At 39.0% G+C, this 19,945-nt stretch carries 14 protein-coding genes and 2 pseudogenes; 13 read left to right on the forward strand and 3 right to left on the reverse strand.

Going from position 1 to position 19,945, the window contains the following annotated elements:
* The first annotated feature begins 81 nt into the window (after positions 1–81).
* The 10 genes and pseudogenes from pgi (at position 82) to GQR52_RS09000 (ending at position 12,089) form a co-directional block, all read left to right on the forward strand.
* The gene (gene pgi, locus GQR52_RS08955; protein ID WP_165728204.1) at positions 82–1,728 is read left to right on the forward strand and encodes a glucose-6-phosphate isomerase; all 1,647 of its coding nucleotides are present in this window, start codon (positions 82–84) and stop codon (positions 1,726–1,728) included.
* 268 nt (positions 1,729–1,996) lie between these two features.
* On the forward strand, positions 1,997–3,469 hold the full coding sequence (gene zwf / locus GQR52_RS08960; protein ID WP_101163306.1) for a glucose-6-phosphate dehydrogenase: 1,473 nt from the start codon (positions 1,997–1,999) through the stop codon (positions 3,467–3,469).
* A 2-nt stretch (positions 3,470–3,471) separates the two neighbouring features.
* Entirely contained in the window at positions 3,472–4,182 is a 711-nt protein-coding gene (gene pgl / locus GQR52_RS08965) for a 6-phosphogluconolactonase (protein WP_007581060.1), read from the forward strand.
* Between the two features lie 336 nt (positions 4,183–4,518).
* On the forward strand, positions 4,519–5,223 hold the full coding sequence (locus GQR52_RS08970) for a SapC family protein (protein ID WP_002961447.1): 705 nt from the start codon (positions 4,519–4,521) through the stop codon (positions 5,221–5,223).
* A 289-nt stretch (positions 5,224–5,512) separates the two neighbouring features.
* A pseudogene (locus GQR52_RS08975) lies at positions 5,513–6,190 on the forward strand (isoaspartyl peptidase/L-asparaginase); the annotation flags it as partial.
* Positions 6,191–6,357: 167 nt separating this feature from the next.
* Positions 6,358–6,684 carry a hypothetical protein gene (locus tag GQR52_RS08980; protein WP_197176904.1) on the forward strand — a complete coding sequence of 109 codons (327 nt, stop codon included), beginning with the start codon at positions 6,358–6,360 and terminating at the stop codon, positions 6,682–6,684.
* Positions 6,685–6,810: 126 nt separating this feature from the next.
* Positions 6,811–7,167, forward strand: a pseudogene (locus GQR52_RS08985) (isoaspartyl peptidase/L-asparaginase); the annotation flags it as partial.
* Between the two features lie 272 nt (positions 7,168–7,439).
* On the forward strand, positions 7,440–11,327 hold the full coding sequence (hrpA, locus tag GQR52_RS08990) for an ATP-dependent RNA helicase HrpA (protein ID WP_346774282.1): 3,888 nt from the start codon (positions 7,440–7,442) through the stop codon (positions 11,325–11,327).
* 75 nt (positions 11,328–11,402) lie between these two features.
* The gene (locus GQR52_RS08995) at positions 11,403–11,783 is read left to right on the forward strand and encodes a response regulator (protein ID WP_007581064.1); all 381 of its coding nucleotides are present in this window, start codon (positions 11,403–11,405) and stop codon (positions 11,781–11,783) included.
* A 9-nt stretch (positions 11,784–11,792) separates the two neighbouring features.
* Positions 11,793–12,089, forward strand: coding sequence for a PilZ domain-containing protein (locus GQR52_RS09000; RefSeq protein ID WP_007581065.1), 297 nt, complete (start codon positions 11,793–11,795; stop codon positions 12,087–12,089).
* 30 nt (positions 12,090–12,119) lie between these two features.
* Here GQR52_RS09000 and GQR52_RS09005 read toward each other — a convergent pair whose 3' ends face one another.
* Positions 12,120–13,310 (reverse strand): class I SAM-dependent methyltransferase, encoded by a 1,191-nt coding sequence (locus GQR52_RS09005; protein WP_007581068.1) that lies wholly within the window; start codon positions 13,308–13,310, stop codon positions 12,120–12,122.
* A gap of 139 nt (positions 13,311–13,449) precedes the next feature.
* Between GQR52_RS09005 and GQR52_RS09010 the strand changes: the two genes are divergently transcribed.
* On the forward strand, positions 13,450–14,106 hold the full coding sequence (locus GQR52_RS09010) for an HD domain-containing protein (protein ID WP_165726322.1): 657 nt from the start codon (positions 13,450–13,452) through the stop codon (positions 14,104–14,106).
* Between the two features lies 1 nt (position 14,107).
* The gene (locus GQR52_RS09015) at positions 14,108–14,548 is read left to right on the forward strand and encodes a VOC family protein (protein ID WP_024590998.1); all 441 of its coding nucleotides are present in this window, start codon (positions 14,108–14,110) and stop codon (positions 14,546–14,548) included.
* Here GQR52_RS09015 and GQR52_RS09020 read toward each other — a convergent pair.
* Both GQR52_RS09020 and GQR52_RS09025 read right to left on the reverse strand, forming a co-directional pair.
* Positions 14,545–15,537 (reverse strand): two-component system response regulator, encoded by a 993-nt coding sequence (locus GQR52_RS09020; RefSeq protein WP_165728206.1) that lies wholly within the window; start codon positions 15,535–15,537, stop codon positions 14,545–14,547. The two genes, GQR52_RS09015 and GQR52_RS09020, sit on opposite strands and share 4 nt — an antisense overlap.
* 3 nt (positions 15,538–15,540) lie before the next feature.
* Positions 15,541–18,873, reverse strand: a complete 3,333-nt coding sequence (locus GQR52_RS09025; protein ID WP_165728207.1) for an MHYT domain-containing protein — start codon at positions 18,871–18,873, stop codon at positions 15,541–15,543.
* A gap of 337 nt (positions 18,874–19,210) precedes the next feature.
* On the opposite strand from GQR52_RS09025, the gene GQR52_RS09030 reads away from it, so the two are divergent.
* Positions 19,211–19,849, forward strand: coding sequence for a SprT family zinc-dependent metalloprotease (locus GQR52_RS09030; RefSeq protein ID WP_165728270.1), 639 nt, complete (start codon positions 19,211–19,213; stop codon positions 19,847–19,849).
* The last annotated feature ends 96 nt before the right edge of the window (positions 19,850–19,945 follow it).

Below are 19,945 nucleotides of genomic sequence, written 5' to 3' on the forward strand. Positions count from 1 at the left end.
GTAAATAAGCAGTGTTAAGAGTTTTGCTTTTATAAAAAACATTTTTAAATCAATTGATTGAAAAAACTAGAGGATATTTCCATGTCTAACCGAACGCAACTAGCAAGTTGGCAAGCACTAGAACAAAGTGCAGCTAAGATGAAACAAACACATCTGAAAACGTTATTTGCACAAGATGACACGCGCTTTTCTCAGTTTTCGACTCAAGTATCAGGCGTATTATTCGACTATTCTAAGCAACTTATTGATAACGATGTTTTTGATAACTTAATGTCGCTTGCTAAAGAATGCGATATTGCATCGTGGCGCGATAAAATGTTTAGCGGTGAAAAAATCAATATCACCGAGGATCGCTCAGTACTACATACGGCACTTCGTAATCGTGCTCACACTCCATTAATAGTGGATGGCGAAAACGTAACACAAGCCGTAGACAACGAATTAGCTAAAATTAAAGTGTTTGTAGAAAAAGTTCGTAGCGGTAAATGGTTAGGCTATACCGGTAAAGCGGTAAAAGATGTGGTAAGTATTGGTGTAGGTGGTTCTAACCTTGGCCCACAAATGGCAACCGAGGCATTAAAAGCACTTGCTGATGATACGTTAAATGTTCATTACGTATCTAATGCTGACGGTGTACAAATTTCGTCTATATTAAAAGCCATTGACCCTGAAACAACATTATTTGTTATTTCGTCAAAAACATTTACTACGTCAGAAACTATGACAAACGCTAAAACAGCGGTTGACTGGTTTTTACAAACAACAAAAGATGAAAGTACAATTGCAAAACACTTTGTTGCAGTAAGTACAAATTTAGAAAAAACGGCAGCCTTTGGTATCAGCGACGAAAACGTATTCACTATGTGGGATTGGGTTGGCGGTCGCTTTTCACTTTGGAGTGCGATAGGCTTACCAATTGCTTTATATTTAGGCTACGACGCCTTTGAAGCAATTTTAGAAGGCGCGTTTGAAATAGACGAGCACTTTAAATCTGCGCCGTTTGAGCAAAATATACCATTAATTATGGCGTTGCTTAGTGTATGGAATACGAGCTTTTTGGGCTACACAGCGCAAGCTATATTACCGTACGACCAAGCACTGCATATGTTGCCTGCGTATTTACAGCAAGGCGAAATGGAAAGTAACGGTAAACACGTTAACTTTGCAGGCGAAACGGTACCTTATACTACAGTTCCAATTATTTGGGGCATGACGGGTATTAATGGTCAGCACGCGTTTTATCAGTGTTTACACCAAGGTAATGTAATTGTACCTGCAGATTTTATTGCATCAGTTAAACCACAAGTGAATGTTGATAAGCATCACGATATTTTATTATCAAACTTCTTTGCACAAACAGAAGCGATGATGAGTGGTGTAGATGCAGCGCAAGTTACTGCTGATTTAACCGCTAAGGGTAAATCGCAAGCAGAGATTGATGAGTTATTAAATCATAAAATTCATCAAGGCAATCGTCCTACAACGTCTATGCTATTAGATACAGTAGATGCTAAAACAGTGGGCCGTTTAATTGCACTGTATGAGCATAAGATATTTTGCCAAGGCATTATTTTAGAAATATGTTCGTTTGACCAATGGGGTGTAGAACTGGGTAAAGGTTTAGCATCTAAAATTGAGAGTGAACTTACTGATGAAAGCGTTAAACACGCTCATGATAGTTCGACAAACGGCTTAATGGCGTACTACAAACAAAACCGTACGCAGTAAAAAATTCGCTTACGCAAGTAAGTAAACCGAGTACCTTTGAACGGGTAGCGCTGGAGTGCTTAGGGTCTGTATTTTTGTGAGAGGAGATACAGGGCCCCTAAGGCTCATTTAATAAGCGCAATGATAAAAATAATAATAAATCATCGATACAGAACAATTCAGCAGGCTTTTATTTAAATACAGCTATAAAAGCCATCTAATCTAGCAATAAATAGGCATACCCGCGCATTTATAAAGTGTACTGGGTATCACAACGTAGAGAGTAACTATGCTTAATCCTTTTGATATTATAATTTTTGGGGGCGGTGGTGATCTTGCGTTACGCAAATTGCTACCTGCAATGTACAGAGCATATCAAGAAGGTAACTTACCTGAAGGCTCACGTATCCTACCAACAGTACGCGAAGAATCGAAACGTGCTGAATACATAGAAACAGCGCATAAAGCATTACAAGAATTTTTAAGCAAAGGTGAGTTTAACGCTAAAGATTGGAAAGCATTTTCTACTTTTTTAGTGCCAGTGGTAAGTAATGTTACAGAAGCAGATGACAACTGGGATGTGCTAAAAGGCATTTTAGATGAGCACGAAAGCACTAAGTCTCGCGTGTTTTATTTATCGCTTCCGCCTGCTGTTTACGGCACATGTTGTGAAATATTATCGACTAAAGGTTTAATTACACCTACATCACGCGTTGTTGTTGAAAAGCCTATTGGTTATTGCGGTGATTCTGCTGAAGCAATTAATGGAAAAATTGCAGAATTTTTTAATGAAGAGCAAATTTTCCGTATTGACCATTACTTAGGTAAAGAAACAGTACAAAACTTAATGGCGCTACGTTTTTCAAACTCATTGTTTGAAAATATGTGGGATGCTAAATCTATTGATAACATCCAAATTAGCTTATCAGAAACTGTTGGCCTTGAAAGCCGTGCTGGTTTTTACGATAAAGCCGGTGCACTTCGTGACATGGTTCAAAACCATTTATTACAACTACTTTGTTTAGTTGCAATGGAGTCGCCTAATAAGCTTAACGCTAACAGCATTCGTAACGAAAAATTAAAAGTATTAGAAGCACTTCGCCCACTAGTAGGTGGTGATGTTGATGAAAATATTGTGCGTGGTCAATACGTACCAGGTGACTTAAACGGTAAAATTGTACCGGGTTACTTAGAAGAGCTAAATGAAGGTTCTAGTAAAACAGAAACGTTTGTAGCTATTCGTGCGCATATTGATAACTGGCGCTGGGCGGGTGTTCCATTTTACCTTCGTACGGGTAAACGTATGGCTAAGCGCTGTGCAGAAATTGTGGTTGAATACAAAAAAGTATCTCACAATATCTACGAAGATAACGTGGGTAATATCGAGCCCAATCGTCTTGTTATTCGTTTGCAGCCAGAGGAAACAATTCAACTAACGCTTATGTCTAAGCGTCTTGATAACCTTCAAATGCAACTTGAACCAGTAACAATGAATATTGAGCTTTCACAAGCTTACAGCAATGGTTTTCACTCAGATGCGTACAAGCGTTTAATGCTTGATGCCGCTGCAAATAACCCATCATTATTTATTCACCGTGATGAAGTTCGTCAAGCGTGGAAATGGATTGATCCAATCATTGACCGTTGGCAAGACAAAGGCAAGCCTGCGCTTTACCGTGCTGGTAGCTGGGGTCCTGAGGATGCTGATGAACTATTGGCAGAAAAAAGCCACGTGTGGTTTAACACAGGCGATAAGGTATAAGCATGGCAACACTAGTTGAAAAATTTTTTGACGATAAAGATGCGTTAACAGCTGAGCTTTCTGCAACGCTTGAGCAATCACTACGTGATGGTATTAAAAATGATGGCCGTGCTGTATTAATGGTGTCGGGTGGCTCGTCTCCTGCGCCCGCTTATAAGCATTTATCAACGCTTGATTTAGATTGGCAACATGTTGATGTTGCTATGGTTGATGAACGCTGGGTAGACCCAAGCCATGAAAAAAGTAACGAAGCGTTTATTAAAAGCACGTTATTACAAAATTTTGGCAGTGCTGCAAACTTTATAACCATGAAAAACGATGCTGCAACCGCGCAGCAAGGCAGTGAAGTGTGTGAAGCCGCTTACAGTGCTTTAAAAGCGCCATACGATGTAACTATTCTAGGCATGGGCCCAGATGGTCATACAGCGTCGTTATTCCCAAATGCAGAAGGTTTAGAGCACGGTTTAACAACTGAGCAAACAGTATGTGCAATTAATGCGATACAAAGTGATGTGACGGGTAGTATCACTGAGCGAATGACGCTTACGTTAAATGCTATTGCGCAATCTAAAGTGGTTAAGCTTTTAATTAGCGGTGAAGAAAAACTCGCTGTTTATAAGCAAGCAAAAGCGGGCGGCGATGTTAATGACATGCCACTTCGCGCTGTGCTTAATCACCCAAGTATAAATATTGAAGTATATTGGGCGCCTTAATTTAGGTGCTAATTTAACTTTTAAAGGCCGCTTATATAAGCGGCCTTTTTTATTTGCTCAAATTTAAGCCTAAACACCGCAAAAAAACAGTCCTTAACTGTTAACCAATGTTAATGAATAACTTTGGTTTGTATTAAAATCAACCATGAAGTGTGTTGTTTTTGAACAAAATTTATGAGTTTGAGCTGTATGTTTTTTAGCAACGTTCAGATTTAGTTAAATTTTATTTTTTCATGGTCGTTGTCATAAAAGTTTCCCTTCCTTTTTTAGCTCAAAAGCATTAGCCTAAAGGTATTAACAATGAAACATATAAATTAAAATAAACGGAGCAGTAACATGGCGGAGCAACAAGTACAGCCTTTACACAACGAAAAACATGCCAACACTAAAATTCAAAACGGCATCAATGTAGAATTCATGAAAACTCAACATTTAGTGCCAGTAGTTGCACATGAGTTTGCACGCGTAGCAAACGAGTTTCCAATGTCATTCGTTAAAAACAACGAAAGCGGCACTTTTCAAGCTGTTGCTATGTTTGGCTTAGAGCCAGGCGAAAACCTTTTTGTAGAAGATGGTAAATGGACTGCAGCATTTGCACCTATGGCATCTACTCGTTACCCACTGGGCTTAGTTAAACACCCAGATCAAGATCAATACGGTATCGTAATTGACGAAGCAAGTGCGCTTGTTGGTGAAGACGAAGGTAATGCATTATTTGAAAACGGCGAAGAAACAGATTACCTAAAACGTCGTAAAGAAGCGCTTGTATCTTTTATTGAGTTTTCTCAAGTAACTGAAGCGTTCACTAAATTCCTTGCTGATAAAGAGCTACTAATTGCGCAAACGCTTACAGTAGACATTAAAGGCGAGAAAAAAGACATCAACGGTATTTACCTTATCGATGAGAAAAAGCTAAACGAGTTAAGCGATGCTGATTTCTTAGAGCTTCGTAAACGTGGTTACTTAGCACCAATTTATTCTTTCTTAACGTCTACTCATCAAGTAGCACGTTTAGCGCGTTTAAAAGCTAAACAAGCTTAATTATACCAATTGCATTAAATTAGTGATCTATTATAGCGATACGAAATGGCTCAATAACAAGGCTAAAATTATGATACATAGTTGTTCTATATAAATAATTTTCAACGTAGTTAGTGAGCTATTTAATACGCTAGAATGATCATGTTTTTAATAAAATTGGTATTACAAACACGTAAAATTTTAAAAAGCGCCTTAAGGCGCTTTTTTTATGCCATTAAACTCACTTTAGTTGAAATTAAGCCCGCAACCATTCACATTAGTTTATAACTTTCCCATAAAAGAACTCATTATGAAAACACCCTTATTAGCAATTTTTGCGAGCAGCCTTTTTGCTTTAAGTAATAGCGTATTCGCTGCAGAGACTCCTTTTGCCATTGCAATTCATGGTGGGGCAGGGACAATAGAAAAAGCACGATTTACACCCGCTCAAGAAAAGCAGTACCGCGCTAAATTAACAGAGGCCGTAGAGACAGGTTATAAAGTATTGCACCAAGGCGGTGAAAGTTTAGATGCGGTAACTGCGGCAATTACAGTATTAGAGCAATCGCCTTATTTTAATGCAGGGCGTGGAGCGGTATACACTTACGATGGCGGGCATGAGCTTGATGCATCCATAATGGATGGTCGAAACCGTGAAGCAGGTGCAGTTGCGGGTGTAAAGCATATTGAGAGCCCGATTAAATTAGCGCGTTTGGTCATGAACAACTCTGTACACGTAATGCTTAGTGGGCAAGGCGCTGAGGAGTTTGCTAAAGAGCAAGGTGTTGAACTTGTCGAAAATAACTTATTTGATACCGAGCCTCGTTACAAAGCGCTTTTAAAAGCAAAACAAAAATTAGATAAAGCCAAAGCAACCAGTAAAGAGTACCAAGCCGCGCACAAAGCATTGCCTAACTCTTACAAAATGGGCACGGTTGGCGCAGTGGCGCTTGATAAAAACGGTAATTTAGCGGCAGGTACATCCACGGATGTCAGATTTAGCTAAACATAGCCATTCAGGTTTATTAAAATAAATTGTTTTAAGTTCAATCTTCTAGCTACAAAAGTAAATTTTTTGATTGTAGAATCCTTCCCCTAAGAAATTTCATTCAAGATAACTCAATCACATTTAATTAAGATCTATACGGGTTAAATATGCAGAAAGAACTTAAGAGAGGTATGAACCTCGCAAAATTGTTACGTAAATACCATGCTGACTTCCCTCCTAATGGGTTGGCTATTTTTATCGAGGTAAGTAGTTCAGAGGGTATTAGCTCATCAGAGTTAGTAGAAAAGCTTGGTATGCCTAAGGCTACAGTTAGCCGTAATTTACGTATGTTAAGTGACAGGGCCACCCCTACCAAAGAGGGTATGTATCTGGTTACTTTAAGACATGATCCTAATGATTATAGAGTAAGACGAGCTTACTTGACCGACAAAGGGAGGGGCTTTTTATTAGAGCTCCTTAAAGCTTTGGATTAAGTGACACTGTGGGATTTTGAAACTCGTAAAGGTTTTTCTTTGGCATACATTGGAGTTTCAGGTTCCCATACTCAGCAGATATTTTAATTTAGCAAGCTTTAGTTTAGCTTTATGTACACAGCACCTACAGGTGGTATGACGGCAAAACGTTATGGCCGTGTAGGTGACGCGCCGGTAATTGGTGCTGGGACATTTGCTGAAAACGAATCGTGCGCAGTATCGGCAACAGGGCACGGTGAATATTTTATTCGCTATAACGTAGCGAGCGATATATGTGCGCGTGTTAAGTATCAAGGTAAAACCATAGCTGAAGCTGGAGATGAAGTTATAAACGGTGTGCTTAAGCCAATTGGTGGCACTGGTGGCGTTATTATTATTGATACTAAGGGGAATATTAGCTTGCCGTTTAATACCTCTGGCATGTATCGGGCAAGTAAATCGAATACGCAAGCGACCTACGTGGGCATTTTTAACGACGAATAAGCCAAAGTAATTTAATTAACCTCAACTCTGGTTAAGAGATTTACTAACATATTGAACCACAATGATATTTTAATTCATTTATTGCTAGCCAGTTATTTTCAGTGCAGTTAGCGCTGAAAATAACTGCTTGAGATAGATTTATTATTCGCAGTTTAGGTGAATCGCAGCGTTTATATAACAAACAACCCCGTGTTATGCATTTTGTAGGATTAACCCCGGCCGTTTAATTTGATACAATTATGGCTCTTTAACTAATTTTGTAAGGTATGCGGGTGGTAAACCTAGGTCAGTTGTTTGGCGAGCTAAAAACGTGCTTGAAAAAAGATCAATTCATTTTCAAAAAACGCTTACATGGCGTAAAAAAAATAACGGATGAAAACAAGCATGCCAACGCGCTTGAAAAAATAGCGGCTGATATAACCCGTAGCCAAGAATTACGCGATAAACGCTTAGCGGGCCTTCCTAAAGTGACTTACCCTGAGCAATTGCCAGTAAGTCAAAAAAAGGAAACAATTAAAGACGCCATTGCAAATAACCAAGTGGTTATTATTGCCGGTGAGACGGGCTCAGGTAAAACAACTCAAATACCTAAAATGTGTTTAGAGCTTGGTCGTGGTGTTGATGGCTTAATAGGCCATACTCAACCACGCCGACTCGCTGCGCGAACGGTGGCTAACCGTATTGCTGAAGAAATGAAGTGCGAACTTGGTCAGCAAGTCGGTTTTAAAATTCGTTTTAGCGATCAGGTTTCTAATAATACGTACGTTAAACTCATGACTGACGGTATTTTACTGGCAGAAATTCAGCAAGATCGATTTTTAAACCAATACGACACCATAATTATAGATGAAGCGCATGAGCGTAGTTTAAACATCGACTTTATTTTAGGTTACTTAAAAAACCTACTTCCAAAACGTCCCGATTTAAAAATAATAATTACGTCTGCAACCATCGATCCTGAGCGCTTTTCAAAGCATTTTAATGATGCGCCCATTATAGAAGTATCGGGCCGTACTTTCCCTGTTGATGTGCGTTACAACCCAACGGCCGATATTAATAAAGAAGATATGGAAGCCGAGGGCGATCAGCTACAAGGTATTTTTGATGCTGTTGACGAGCTGTGCGCGAAAGGTCCTGGCGACATACTGATATTTTTAAACGGTGAGCGTGAAATACGCGATACCGCTGATGCACTTAGCAAGCGTAATTTAAAACACACTGATGTATTACCACTTTACTCGCGCTTATCTAACGCAGAGCAAAACCGTATATTTGCGCCACATTCTCGTCGTCATATTATTTTATCGACCAACGTAGCCGAAACGTCACTAACCGTGCCTGGTATTCGTTATGTCATAGATCCAGGTACTGCGCGTATAAGCCGCTACAGTTATCGTACAAAAGTTCAGCGCCTGCCAATAGAACCTATATCGCAAGCAAGTGCTAATCAGCGTATGGGTCGTTGTGGACGTGTTGAAGCGGGTATTTGTATTCGCTTGTACTCTGAGGATGATTTTTTATCGCGCCCAGAGTTTACCGACCCTGAAATACTGCGTACTAATCTTGCCTCAGTTATTTTGCAAATGTTGGCACTCGGGCTTGGTGATATGGCGCAATTTCCGTTTGTGCAAGCACCAGATAGCCGTAATATAAGTGATGGTTTATCGTTATTAGAAGAACTACAAGCAGTAAAACCAGACAAACGTGATAGTAAAACGAGTTTAACCGCTTCAGGTAGAGAACTCAGCCGATTACCGGTAGACCCTCGTTTAGCTAAAATGGTGCTCACAGCTCACAAACTTGGCGCATTGCGTGAAGTGATTGTTATTGTAGCGGCGCTGTCGATTCAAGATCCACGCGAACGCCCGCAAGAAAAACGTGCTGCAGCTAACGAAAAACACGGTCGCTTTGACGACCCAGATTCAGACTTTATCGCTTTTTTGAACTTATGGAATTACTTAGAAGAGCAGCAAAGCGAGCTGACTAACGGCCAGTTTAGAAAGCTGTGTCAAAAAGATTTCCTAGCCTATATGCGTTTGCGTGAGTGGCAAGATATTGTTTATCAAATAAGTACTGTGTGTAACGAAATGGGCATGAAAGCAACCAGCCAAGCGGCTGATGGCGAACTTGTTCATAAAGCGTTATTAAGCGGAATGCTGAGCCATATTGGCTTTAAAGATGAGAAGCAAATATACAAAGGTGCACGTAATAGTCAGTTTCATATTTTTCCGGGTTCAGGTTTATTTAAAAAGAGTCCTAAATGGATCATGTCAGCGGAGCTGGTAGAAACCAGTAAATTATATGCCCGCACAAATGCAAAAATAGACATTAACTGGGTAGAACCATTAGCACAGCATTTAGTAAAACGTAGCTACACAGAGCCACACTGGGAGAAAAAGCCAGGTGCGGTAATCGCGTTTGAGCAGCAAACTTTGTACGGCTTACTTGTTGTAAATAAACGCCGCTGTGTTTATAGCAATATTGACCCTAAAGTGAGCCGAGAGCTTTTTGTACGCACTGCATTAGTTGAGCAAGAGCTGGGCTTAAACGAGGGCTTTTTAGCGTTTAACAGTGAGCTTATTGAAGATATTCAAGTACTGGAAAATAAGTCTCGTCGTCGTGATATTTTAGTTGATGAGCAAACGTTATTTGAGTTTTACGATAAAAAAATACCCAAAGAAATTAATAACCGCGCTGCATTTTTAAAATGGTATAAAACACAAAAACAACAAAATAAACATTACTTACACATGACCCGTGAAGAGCTAATGCAGCATGGTGCAAGTAATATCACTGAGTTTGACTACCCTGACACATGGCAGCAAGACAATATTATATTACCGCTTGCTTATCATTTTGACCCAGGACAAGCGGTTGATGGTGTTGCGGTGCAAATACCGGTAGCACTGTTGAATCAAGTACAAGAGAGTGGTTTTGACTGGCATATACCTGCATTTAGACATGAGCTAATAAGTGGGCTTATAAAGTCATTGCCTAAATCGCTTCGCCGTAATTTTGTGCCAGCACCAAATTATGCAGATGCAGTACTTGCAGCTATTGAGCCAATGCAAGGTAGCTTAATTGATGCTTTAGCTACGCGCTTATTAAGAATGACAGGTGTGAGAGTTGATGCAGAAGCGTGGGATTTAACCGCGCTTGCACCGCATTTACGATTGCAGTTTGAAGTACGTGATGAACACGATAAGTTACTTGCTCGTGGACTTGATTTAGCCAAACTTAAAGCAGAGCTGCAAGGTGAAGTAACCGAAACACTGTCTAAAGTAGCCGATAAAGGCATTGAAAAATCAGACCTAACACAATGGGACTTTGGTGAGCTGCCAGCGTCATATGTTAAAAAACAAGGTCAATACGAAATAAAAGCATACCCTGCGCTGGTGGATAAAAAATCAGCCGCTGCAGTGGAGCTTTTTGATAGTGAAGCAAAAGCGCAGCAAGCGCATCAACAAGGTTTGCGCCGTTTAGTATTGTTAAATGTGCCGTCGCCAATTAAGTACTTACAACAAAACTTACCGAATAAGGCAAAGCTGGGTTTGTACTTTAATCCATTTGGTAAAATAGCTGATTTAATTGATGATTGTATCGCCGCAGGTGTTGATAGCTTATTAGTGAAACACGGCGATATACGCGACGAAAAAGCATTTGAAACAGTAAAAGAGCAAATACGAGGTGAGCTAGGTGATGCCGTTGTATCGATTGCAACGCAAGTTGAGCAAGTATTAAGTATTGCGCACGCACTGCATAAAAAAATGAAAGGGCGCGTTGATTTAACCATGATAACCGCGCATGGCGATATAAAATCACAGCTTGAGTCACTTATATTTAAAGGTTTTGTGAGCGCGCATGGCGCAGATAAAATAACGGATTTAATTCGTTATTTAAAAGCGATTCAAAAACGTTTAGAGAAGCTGCCTGTGGATCCAAATCGTGATAGGTTATGCGTACTAGAGTTGGATAAAGTTGCTCAAGAGTACAAAAAAGTAGTTAATAAAACGCCTAAAGGCTTGCCTATTCCACAAGAAGTAACCGCTATTTTTTGGATGCAACAAGAGCTTAGAGTGTCGCTATTTGCTCAAACACTCGGCACGCCTTACCCAATATCTGCTAAACGGGTACTCAATGCGATAAAAGAGATAGAATAAAACTTGCATTTTCTATTAAGCTTAGTACCTTAATAGGAGGATTTATTTTTGTTTTGAAAAGGAAGTGACATAGTTATGTCCTCATCGATTGAACATAAAACAAAGCGACTTTTAGTGGTAGACGACGAGTATTTTAATTTTGAAATGCTCAAAGCAGCACTCGCGTCGAAATTTGATGTTAGTTATGCAGATTCAGGGCAAAGCTGTCTTGCATCGGCAATTGCGAGTCCGCCAGATATAATTTTGCTTGATGTTTGTATGCCTGGTCTTGATGGTTATGATACATGCCGAATGCTGAAACACACACCTGAAACAAAAAATATTCCTGTTGTTATGGTATCGGGCCTAGAGTCTCCATCTGAAAAACAAGCAGGGTTTGACGCTGGTTGTAACGCATATGTTGTAAAGCCATTTTCAGTGGGTGCTTTGTTGGAAGAAATTAACACGGTTTTTTAGAGGTAACGTATGTTTACTGATGATAAGCGAAATTTTAGACGCATGCAGATCAATACACCTGCAAATTTAACAACGATAGAACCAATAGCGGGTTTAAGTTTTGCCGCAGAGTGCGTGGATTTAAGTGCAACAGGTTTATCAATTCATTTAGATGAATTACTTGAACCTAATACATTACTGACGGTGAACATTGATTCAACTCACCCAAGTATTGCGCCTTTAAATGCAACAGCAAAAGTAATACGTGCCAGCAAAGAAGATGATGGCACGGTAACAGCAGGTCTTGAAATCATTCAGTTTAACTAACTTGAATCCAGTTAAACTCAATAGTAGATATTAAAAAACCTTACAGATTAAGCCTTTTAAGTAAAAGCCTTCAGGGTAGCTGCCAGCAATTGGGTGATCAGCTGCCTGGTTTAATCGCTCCATTATAAGTAGGTCTTTACCTGCATCAAGTGCTGCATCGGCTACTACTTTTTGAAATAAGTTTTGTTCCATTAAACCAGAGCATGAGAACGTTAGTAATGTTCCACCTGGTTTTAGTATTTGCATGGCAATCATGTTGATATCTTTGTAACCACGACACGCACCGGTTAGCTGCGCTTTATTATCAGCAAACTTTGGTGGGTCCATTACGATGGTATCAAACTGTCTACCTTCGTCGCGGTATTGGCGTAGTAACTTAAATACATCCTGCTTAACAAAACTTACTTTATTTAAATCTAAGTTATTATGCTCAACATTACGTTTTGCTGTATCTAAAGCGGGTTGAGATACGTCTACGTTAGTTACATGCTCACATCCACCACGCAGGGCGTACAACGAAAATGTACCTGTATAACTAAAACAGTTAAGTACCGTTTTACCCTTTGAGAAGCGCTCAAGTGCGGCGCGGCTATCGCGCTGGTCTAAATAAAAGCCTGTTTTATGTCCATCAATTATATCGACTTCAATTTTAAAACCGTTTTCCTCAATAAGTACCGGCTGTGTTGGTTCGTTACCCCAAAGAGCGCCTTTTATTGGCTCTAAGCCTTCTTTAGTGCGTACTTCTACGTCTGAGCGCTCGTAAATGCTAGAACCTGGGAAAATAGACATCAACGCGCCAACAATCTCGCCTTTATGACGCTCGGCACCCGCACTTAGTAGCTGACACACTAATACATTATCAAACTTATCGATTGTAACGCCTGGTAAGTAATCAGATTCAGCAGCACATAATCGAAACCCTGTTAATCCGCCTTCTTCTATTACTTGGCTACGTGCTTCTAATGAGCGACGTAAACGGCGTTCAAAAAAGTTTTGATCAATTACTTCTTTTTCGTCAAAGCTCCAAACACGTGCACGAATTTGTGAGTGAGGGCTGTAAGCAGCAGTTGCTAAAAACTTACCTTCGCTATCGTGAATCGTTACTGTGTCGCCTAATCCAGGTTTACCTTTAATTTTTTTGATGGCTTTTGAAAATAACCAAGGGTGTTTTCTTTTTAATGATTTATCGCGACCAGCTTGTAGGTAAACGGCAGATGACATAAGGCTTCTCAGTAGTAATAAATAAGCGCTGTATTTTAGTCAAGCAAGGAGCAACATACAATGAATGTTTTGCAAGGTGGGCATAAAGCACGGTAAAGTACGGATAATTTATCGATTCATTAGCTTTTGGAACCTAATAGTGCCTGACGCCGTTTTAAGCCCCGATTTAAAAATACTTAATTCACAATGTAGAGAATTTATAACCTCTTTAGTGCATGCCGATGTTGCTCACGATATTACCCATATAGAACGCGTGGTGCGCGTTGCAATACAGTTATGTAATGCGGAGCAGGCAAACATGTCAGTTGTATTACCTGCAGCGTGGATGCACGACTGTGTGGCGGTGGCTAAAAACCACCCTGATCGTGCAAAAGCCTCTACTATGGCAGCCGATAAGGCATTGGAATTTTTAAAATCTATTAATTATGACGAGTCACTTTTTGATGAGATTCATCATGCCATTGCCGCTCATAGTTTCAGCGCAAATATAAAAATTAAAACAGTTGAAGCGCAAATAGTACAAGATGCTGACAGAATGGATGCATTGGGCGCTATTGGGGTGAGTCGATGCATGAAAGTAGGCGGATCAATTTCTCGGCTATTGTACAATCCAGAAGACCCTTTTTGTGTTGAACGCGAGGCTGATGATAAAACATACACGCTTGATCACTTTTTTATAAAGTTATTACATATTGCCGATAGTATGAATACGCCATCTGCTAAAGCAGAAGCGAACAGGCGTACAAGGTATATGCATGACTTTTTAGAGCAATTAAAGTCAGAAATAGGTGAGTAACGTGAATAATACAAGCATACCTAAATTATCTGGGATTGATCATTGCCATTTAAATGTTGATAACTTGGTTGATGCCGTTAAGTGGTATGAGCGTGTTTTAGGTTTTAGTGTAGTACCCGAGCTTGCCTTTTGGGATGAGGACGGACGCGGCCCTTTAACACTTGAAGATACTAGTTCAACAACTCGTTTAGCACTTTTTGAAGGTGAGGGGCGTAGTAAAGGGATTGCATTTTTGGCCTCAGGGGATCAATTTATTCAATGGCGTAATCATCTTGAGGGTTTAAACATAAAAGCAGTGCTAGCGGATCATGGTGTAACGTTTTCTATGTACTTTAAAGATGAAAGCGGTAATAGCCATGAAATTACCTCACATGACTATCGTTATATAAAGTCTTACTATCCAAATGTTGAGCTTGGCTCTCACAGCGCTAAAAAGAATTAGCTTTCTTGATTTGAATTTTTTATAGCAAGAATATCGTCTAAGTTTTTCACAAATAGTTCGATTAGAGCGGGATCAAAATGAGCTCCTGCTTGCTCTTGCATATGCAAAACTGTTTTCTCTACACTCCATGCCTCTTTATAAGGGCGTTTTGAAGTCAGAGCATCAAAAACGTCAGCAACGGCAACAATTCTACCTTCAATTGATATTTCTTCGCCTTTGATCCCGTTAGGATAGCCTGAACCATCCCATTTTTCGTGGTGTTCAATAGCAAGTTTATGAGCGAGTTGTAATAATGGCGATGAAGAATTTGCTAATATTTGTGCACCAATTATGGCGTGTTTCTTCATATGTTCAAACTCTTCAAAAGTTAACTTTCCTGGCTTGAGTAAGATAGCATCAGGGATACCTATTTTCCCAACATCGTGCATTGGGGCGGCTTGGCGTAAAAGCTCTGCACTTTGCTCATCCATACCTAGCGCTAATGCTAATACTTTGCTGTATTGGCTCATACGCACTATATGTTCGCCAGTGTCAGTATCTTTATATTCAGCAGCACGGCCTAGGCGTTGTACTAAATCTACATGTGCTTGTTTTAATTGCTCAGCTTGCACTAGCGACAAGTGAGTTTTAACTCTAGCTCTTACAATAGCAGGGCTTATTGGCTTAGTAATATAATCTACGGCGCCTAACTCAAAACCTTTATATTCATCGCTTTCATCACCAAGTGCAGTTACAAAAATAATTGGGATGTGTGATGTTTTAGGGTTACCTTTAACTATTTGACATACTTCAAAACCATTCATATCTGGCATCATTATGTCGAGCAAGATTAGCTTTGGTAGTTCTTTTTCAAGTAGTGCCAATGCGGCATCACCCGATTTAGCAAACGACATACGATATTGATTACCTAACACTTCGCGCATTACTTTTAGATTTGCAGGCTCATCGTCAACAATTAATACTCGTGGCCTATCTGTTGTAAAATCCATTAATTAATACTCATTGTTTGTTAGTTTTTCAAGTAAGGTTTCTAGTATTACGTGTGCTTTATCAAAATCAAATTCATCAAAGGCCTCGGCTATAGCATCAACTTCATTTTTATAGATTGAAGATGCGCCGCGTTGCAGCTTTGCTAATAGCTCATCATTTAGCTCTGCATTTTGTGCATCTTGATAAAGCGTCTTACACAGTGACTTAATTTCATCAATTGATAGCGTGTCAGAACTATTATCTTCAGGCTTACTACTTGGCTTATCGCAAGTATTAGATGATAGCAATTGTGAGATGACAAGTAGCTCGTTTTTTATATCCTCTAAAGTACTAATAACTTTAGCGTCACTTTGTTTTTGCTCTAAATCGGTTAATAACTTCATTAATGTTATTAGGCCTAAGTTACCAGCAACACCTTTAAGTGTGTGAATGGTGCTATCGACATCTTTTATGTTTGATAATTTATCACTGAATAATGTTTCGAACCGTTTATTACTGCCACTAATAAATTTAGTAATCTCTGTAAGTTGCTTACATTTAGAACCCCAAAGAGCTAACCCTTTTTCAAAATCTATATGCTGCGCTTTAGGATCGCTTTGCGATATAACCATTTCTTTTGCAATACCAAGACCAAGCACTTGTGCTATTTCTTGGTTTAGCTGATTTATATCGACGGGTTTATTTGCAAAGCCATTCATGCCTGCTTTTTTAGCCGTAAGCTTATCTTGTTGTAATACACTGGCTGTGAGCGCGATAATTGGCGTGTATTTAATTTGTCTTTGATTTTCTATTGCTCTTATTTTTTGTGTTGCCTCTATGCCATCACACAATGGCATATGTATATCCATTAAAATGACATCAAAGTCTTGTTCTTCAAACACTTTAATCGCTTCAAGTCCGTTAGATGCCTTGGTAACTGCATGCTGATCGCGTGACAGGAGTAAAGAAAGTAGTTCTGTATTTTGCTCTATATCGTCAACTACTAACACCCTAAGTGCAGGCAGTTGTGTGTGTAGACCATCAAAATGATCTATTTTAGTTTCGTCACCTAAAGTAAGCGGCAATGAAAAGTAAAAGCAGGTGCCTTTACCTAGTTCACTTACTAAGTTTATTGTTCCGCCCATAAGCTCTACAAGTTGTTTGCTTATGGTAGTACCAAGACCTGTACCACCAAAACGGCGAGTAGTAGTACCATCGGCTTGTTCGAAAGGTTGAAACACTGCTTGAATACGATCTTTTGCAATACCAATACCGGTATCTTGCACTTCAAAAAACAGATGCTGATTTTGTGTTATAGCAACAGTTACGGTAACAGAGCCTTTTTCGGTAAACTTAATAGCATTACCAATTAAATTAGTAAGTACTTGCCTGAGTCGATCTGGGTCACCGTAATAAGTAGCACTTACTGATTCTTTAATATGAAGTTTAAGTTCTAAATCTTTCTTTTTAGCTTCTAGCCAAAAAGTAGAAATAATACTGTCTATTACTGGCTTTAAACTAAAGTGTATAGGCTCAATAGTGAGCTTACCGCGCTCTAGTTTTGCGGAATCGAGAATTTCATTTAATAATCTAAGTAATGAACGCGCTGCATTATTTACGGTCACTAAATGTTTTTGTTGTTCTTGATCAAGTGGAGTGTCCATTAATAGATCGCTAAAACCTATTATAGAATTCATTGGGGTGCGTATTTCATGGCTCATATTAGCCATAAAAGATTGCTTTGCATAAGCAGCTTCTTCAGCTTTAAATTTAGCTTGCTCTAGTTTTTCTTCATATTCTTTGCGTTCTGTAATATCAACTAAAACACCATCAATCCACTTTGCTTGGCCTTGGGGGTCAAAGTCGATGCTGCCTTTATCTAAAAGCCATAAGATTTTACCGCTTCTGTGGCGAATTCTGTATTCGATTGAATACTGACGTTTTTCTTCTACGGCTTTTGTGACGGCATCTACAATAGGTTGCTGGTCTGATTTTAAAACTAGATCGTTAAATTCAATGCAATGTTCAGTAAATTCATTAGGGTTATAACCCGTTAACTCGTTGATGCTCGGGCTGATAAAAAGCATGGTCCAGTTATCATCAAATTTACACCTAAAAGCCACACCTGGCATGTTATCCATTAAAGAGCGGTATTTTTGCTCTTTTTCTTCAAGGCTTTTTTGTAAAGCTCGTTGCTCTGATAAGTCGGTTATGAAGCCTACGTATAGAGGATTTTGCCCTGGCTGATTAACTTCTCCAATCCCCAAACGAATCGGGAATAAGTGGCCATTTTTATGCTTTGCAAAAATTTCACGGTTAACACCGATTACTTTACCTAAATCAATATTTTTAGCTTTAGAAAGGTAGCTATCGTGATGCATCGCGATAGCATCATCCATTAGCATTTTAATATTATGATTTTGTACTTCATTTTCGTGCCAGCCAAAAATTTTACTGGCTGATTCGTTAAAGCTCAAAATAATGCCGGTGTGATCAATCGTTACGATTCCATCAATGGCTGTGCCTAAAATTGCGTTTAAGCGAGACTCGTCGGCTGACTTTTCTTCAAGTAACATTTTATATCTGACCATGCCATTAAGTACCGCTACTACGCTTGTAATGGCAATCGTTGCAGTTGCAACCGCGATGGCTACAAAAGTGAGCCCAGCAGAAGCATTTGCGTCGTCATATAAAAGAGGAGATGTTGCAACAAAGCGTGTAGATGCCATGCCCATATAATGCATAGCAGCAACAGCAAAGCCTAATATTGTAGCGCTGATGGCTCTATTTTGTAGGTATGATAGTTTTGGAAAAAATTTTTCAAGATTAAAGCGGCTATATAACGCTATAAACGAAAGAGCGACGGCAACTAAAATTGAAAGGCCAAAGGTCAGTGGGTCATAGCGCAACATTGGGGAAAGCTCCATTGCAGCCATACCGCTGTAATGCATTGTACCAATACCAGCCCCTAGTAAGATGGAGCAAATGCTGAGCACTCTAAAGTTTCCATCACTATTTACAAGTATTGATACCGCATACTGACATGCTAATAAAGCAGGAAGAAAAGAGAGTAGTGTGATTGTTGGATCGTAGCTTATATTAGTACATAGCGAAAAAGCTAACATACCTATAAAGTGCATACTCCAAATACCAGAAGAAAATACAGTTGCTGCAGTTATATTTGCTAAGCGTTGATAACGAGGGAATTTAGTCTCTTTTGCTAAATCAATGAGCTTAGTAGTAAAAAAAGCAGCAAAAATGGCTATTAATACAGACATTGAGACTAGAAGAGGGTCGTAAACCCCATTGAGTATTAGGCTTGGATCTTGGTCTGTAATGAAGAAAGCTGATAGCATAACGGCTCGAAATATAATCTTTATTTTACAAGTTTAATCTAATTTACTAATAAATGAACCGTTATTTCTAATCGCGCTATAAAGTGACGAATTTTAACCAAGTTTATTTATTTTTTGTTATTGAAGTAAATAAAATATTTTAACTTTCAATTCAAATAAAACAGACGGCTCAATCTATAGCTTATTATAATAAAGCGGATTAGGAGTTAAGTGCGACTTTATGCTTAAGAGTTTAAAATTGATGGTAATATGGATTATATAAACGGATGCAATATTTAGAGTTTAGGTCGTGTTTGAATATCAACTAAAAAAGAGTACTAGACGCAAAACAGTCGCAATAAAAGTGCATAGTCAAAAGGTAACTGTGTATGCGCCACATTTTGTCGCAAAAAAACACATTGATACTTGGTTATTTGACAAACAAGAGTGGGTTGCAGAACAATTAAAAAAACAATCGTCAATTGATGACACTAAGCAGTACCCCTTTGAATCTAAAAAAATCAGGGTTTTTTCAGAAACTATTTGTTTGAAACTGGACTCAGGCCAAGATTCCAAAGTAACCCCGTATGATGACCACTTGCTTATCACAATATCTCCTCGAGTTAAAAATACTTATCAAAATTATCGACAGCTATTAGAGACTTATTTAAAAGAGCAGCTTATTGCATACATAGAGATGCGTTTAGCGTATTTTTGTACTCAAATGGGTGAAGAGTTGCCAAATGATTTAAAAATAGGTGTTTATAAACGAAAGTGGGGGAGTTGTAATAGCAAGCGAGAACTCACTTTTAATTTACATCTTATAGGTGCTCCTTACCACGCTATAGACTATGTGATTGTTCATGAGCTTGCCCACTTAAAGTATTTAAATCATAGCAAAGCTTTTTGGCAGCGCGTAGAGGCGTTTCTCCCCGATTACAAAACATCATCTAATTGGTTAAAACAAAATGGTATGAGTTTACAGTGGGTGTTTTGATGTTACTGAATATAGGAATATAGGAATATAGGAATATAGGAATATAGGAATATAGGAATATAGGAATATAGGAATATAGGAATATAGGAATATAGG

It is taken from the genome of Pseudoalteromonas sp. 31A1 (genome assembly GCF_011378815.1).
Classification (GTDB): Bacteria; Pseudomonadota; Gammaproteobacteria; order Enterobacterales; family Alteromonadaceae; genus Pseudoalteromonas; species Pseudoalteromonas arctica.

Coding starts and splice junctions, on each gene's coding strand:
- pgi (WP_165728204.1), top strand. CDS start 82: ATGTCTAACCGAACGCAACTAGCAAGTTGGCAAGCACTAGAACAAAGT.
- zwf (WP_101163306.1), top strand. CDS start 1,997: ATGCTTAATCCTTTTGATATTATAATTTTTGGGGGCGGTGGTGATCTT.
- pgl (WP_007581060.1), top strand. CDS start 3,472: ATGGCAACACTAGTTGAAAAATTTTTTGACGATAAAGATGCGTTAACA.
- GQR52_RS08970 (WP_002961447.1), top strand. CDS start 4,519: ATGGCGGAGCAACAAGTACAGCCTTTACACAACGAAAAACATGCCAAC.
- GQR52_RS08980 (WP_197176904.1), top strand. CDS start 6,358: ATGCAGAAAGAACTTAAGAGAGGTATGAACCTCGCAAAATTGTTACGT.
- GQR52_RS08995 (WP_007581064.1), top strand. CDS start 11,403: ATGTCCTCATCGATTGAACATAAAACAAAGCGACTTTTAGTGGTAGAC.
- GQR52_RS09000 (WP_007581065.1), top strand. CDS start 11,793: ATGTTTACTGATGATAAGCGAAATTTTAGACGCATGCAGATCAATACA.
- GQR52_RS09005 (WP_007581068.1), bottom strand. CDS start 13,310: ATGTCATCTGCCGTTTACCTACAAGCTGGTCGCGATAAATCATTAAAA.
- GQR52_RS09020 (WP_165728206.1), bottom strand. CDS start 15,537: ATGGATTTTACAACAGATAGGCCACGAGTATTAATTGTTGACGATGAG.
- GQR52_RS09025 (WP_165728207.1), bottom strand. CDS start 18,873: ATGCTATCAGCTTTCTTCATTACAGACCAAGATCCAAGCCTAATACTC.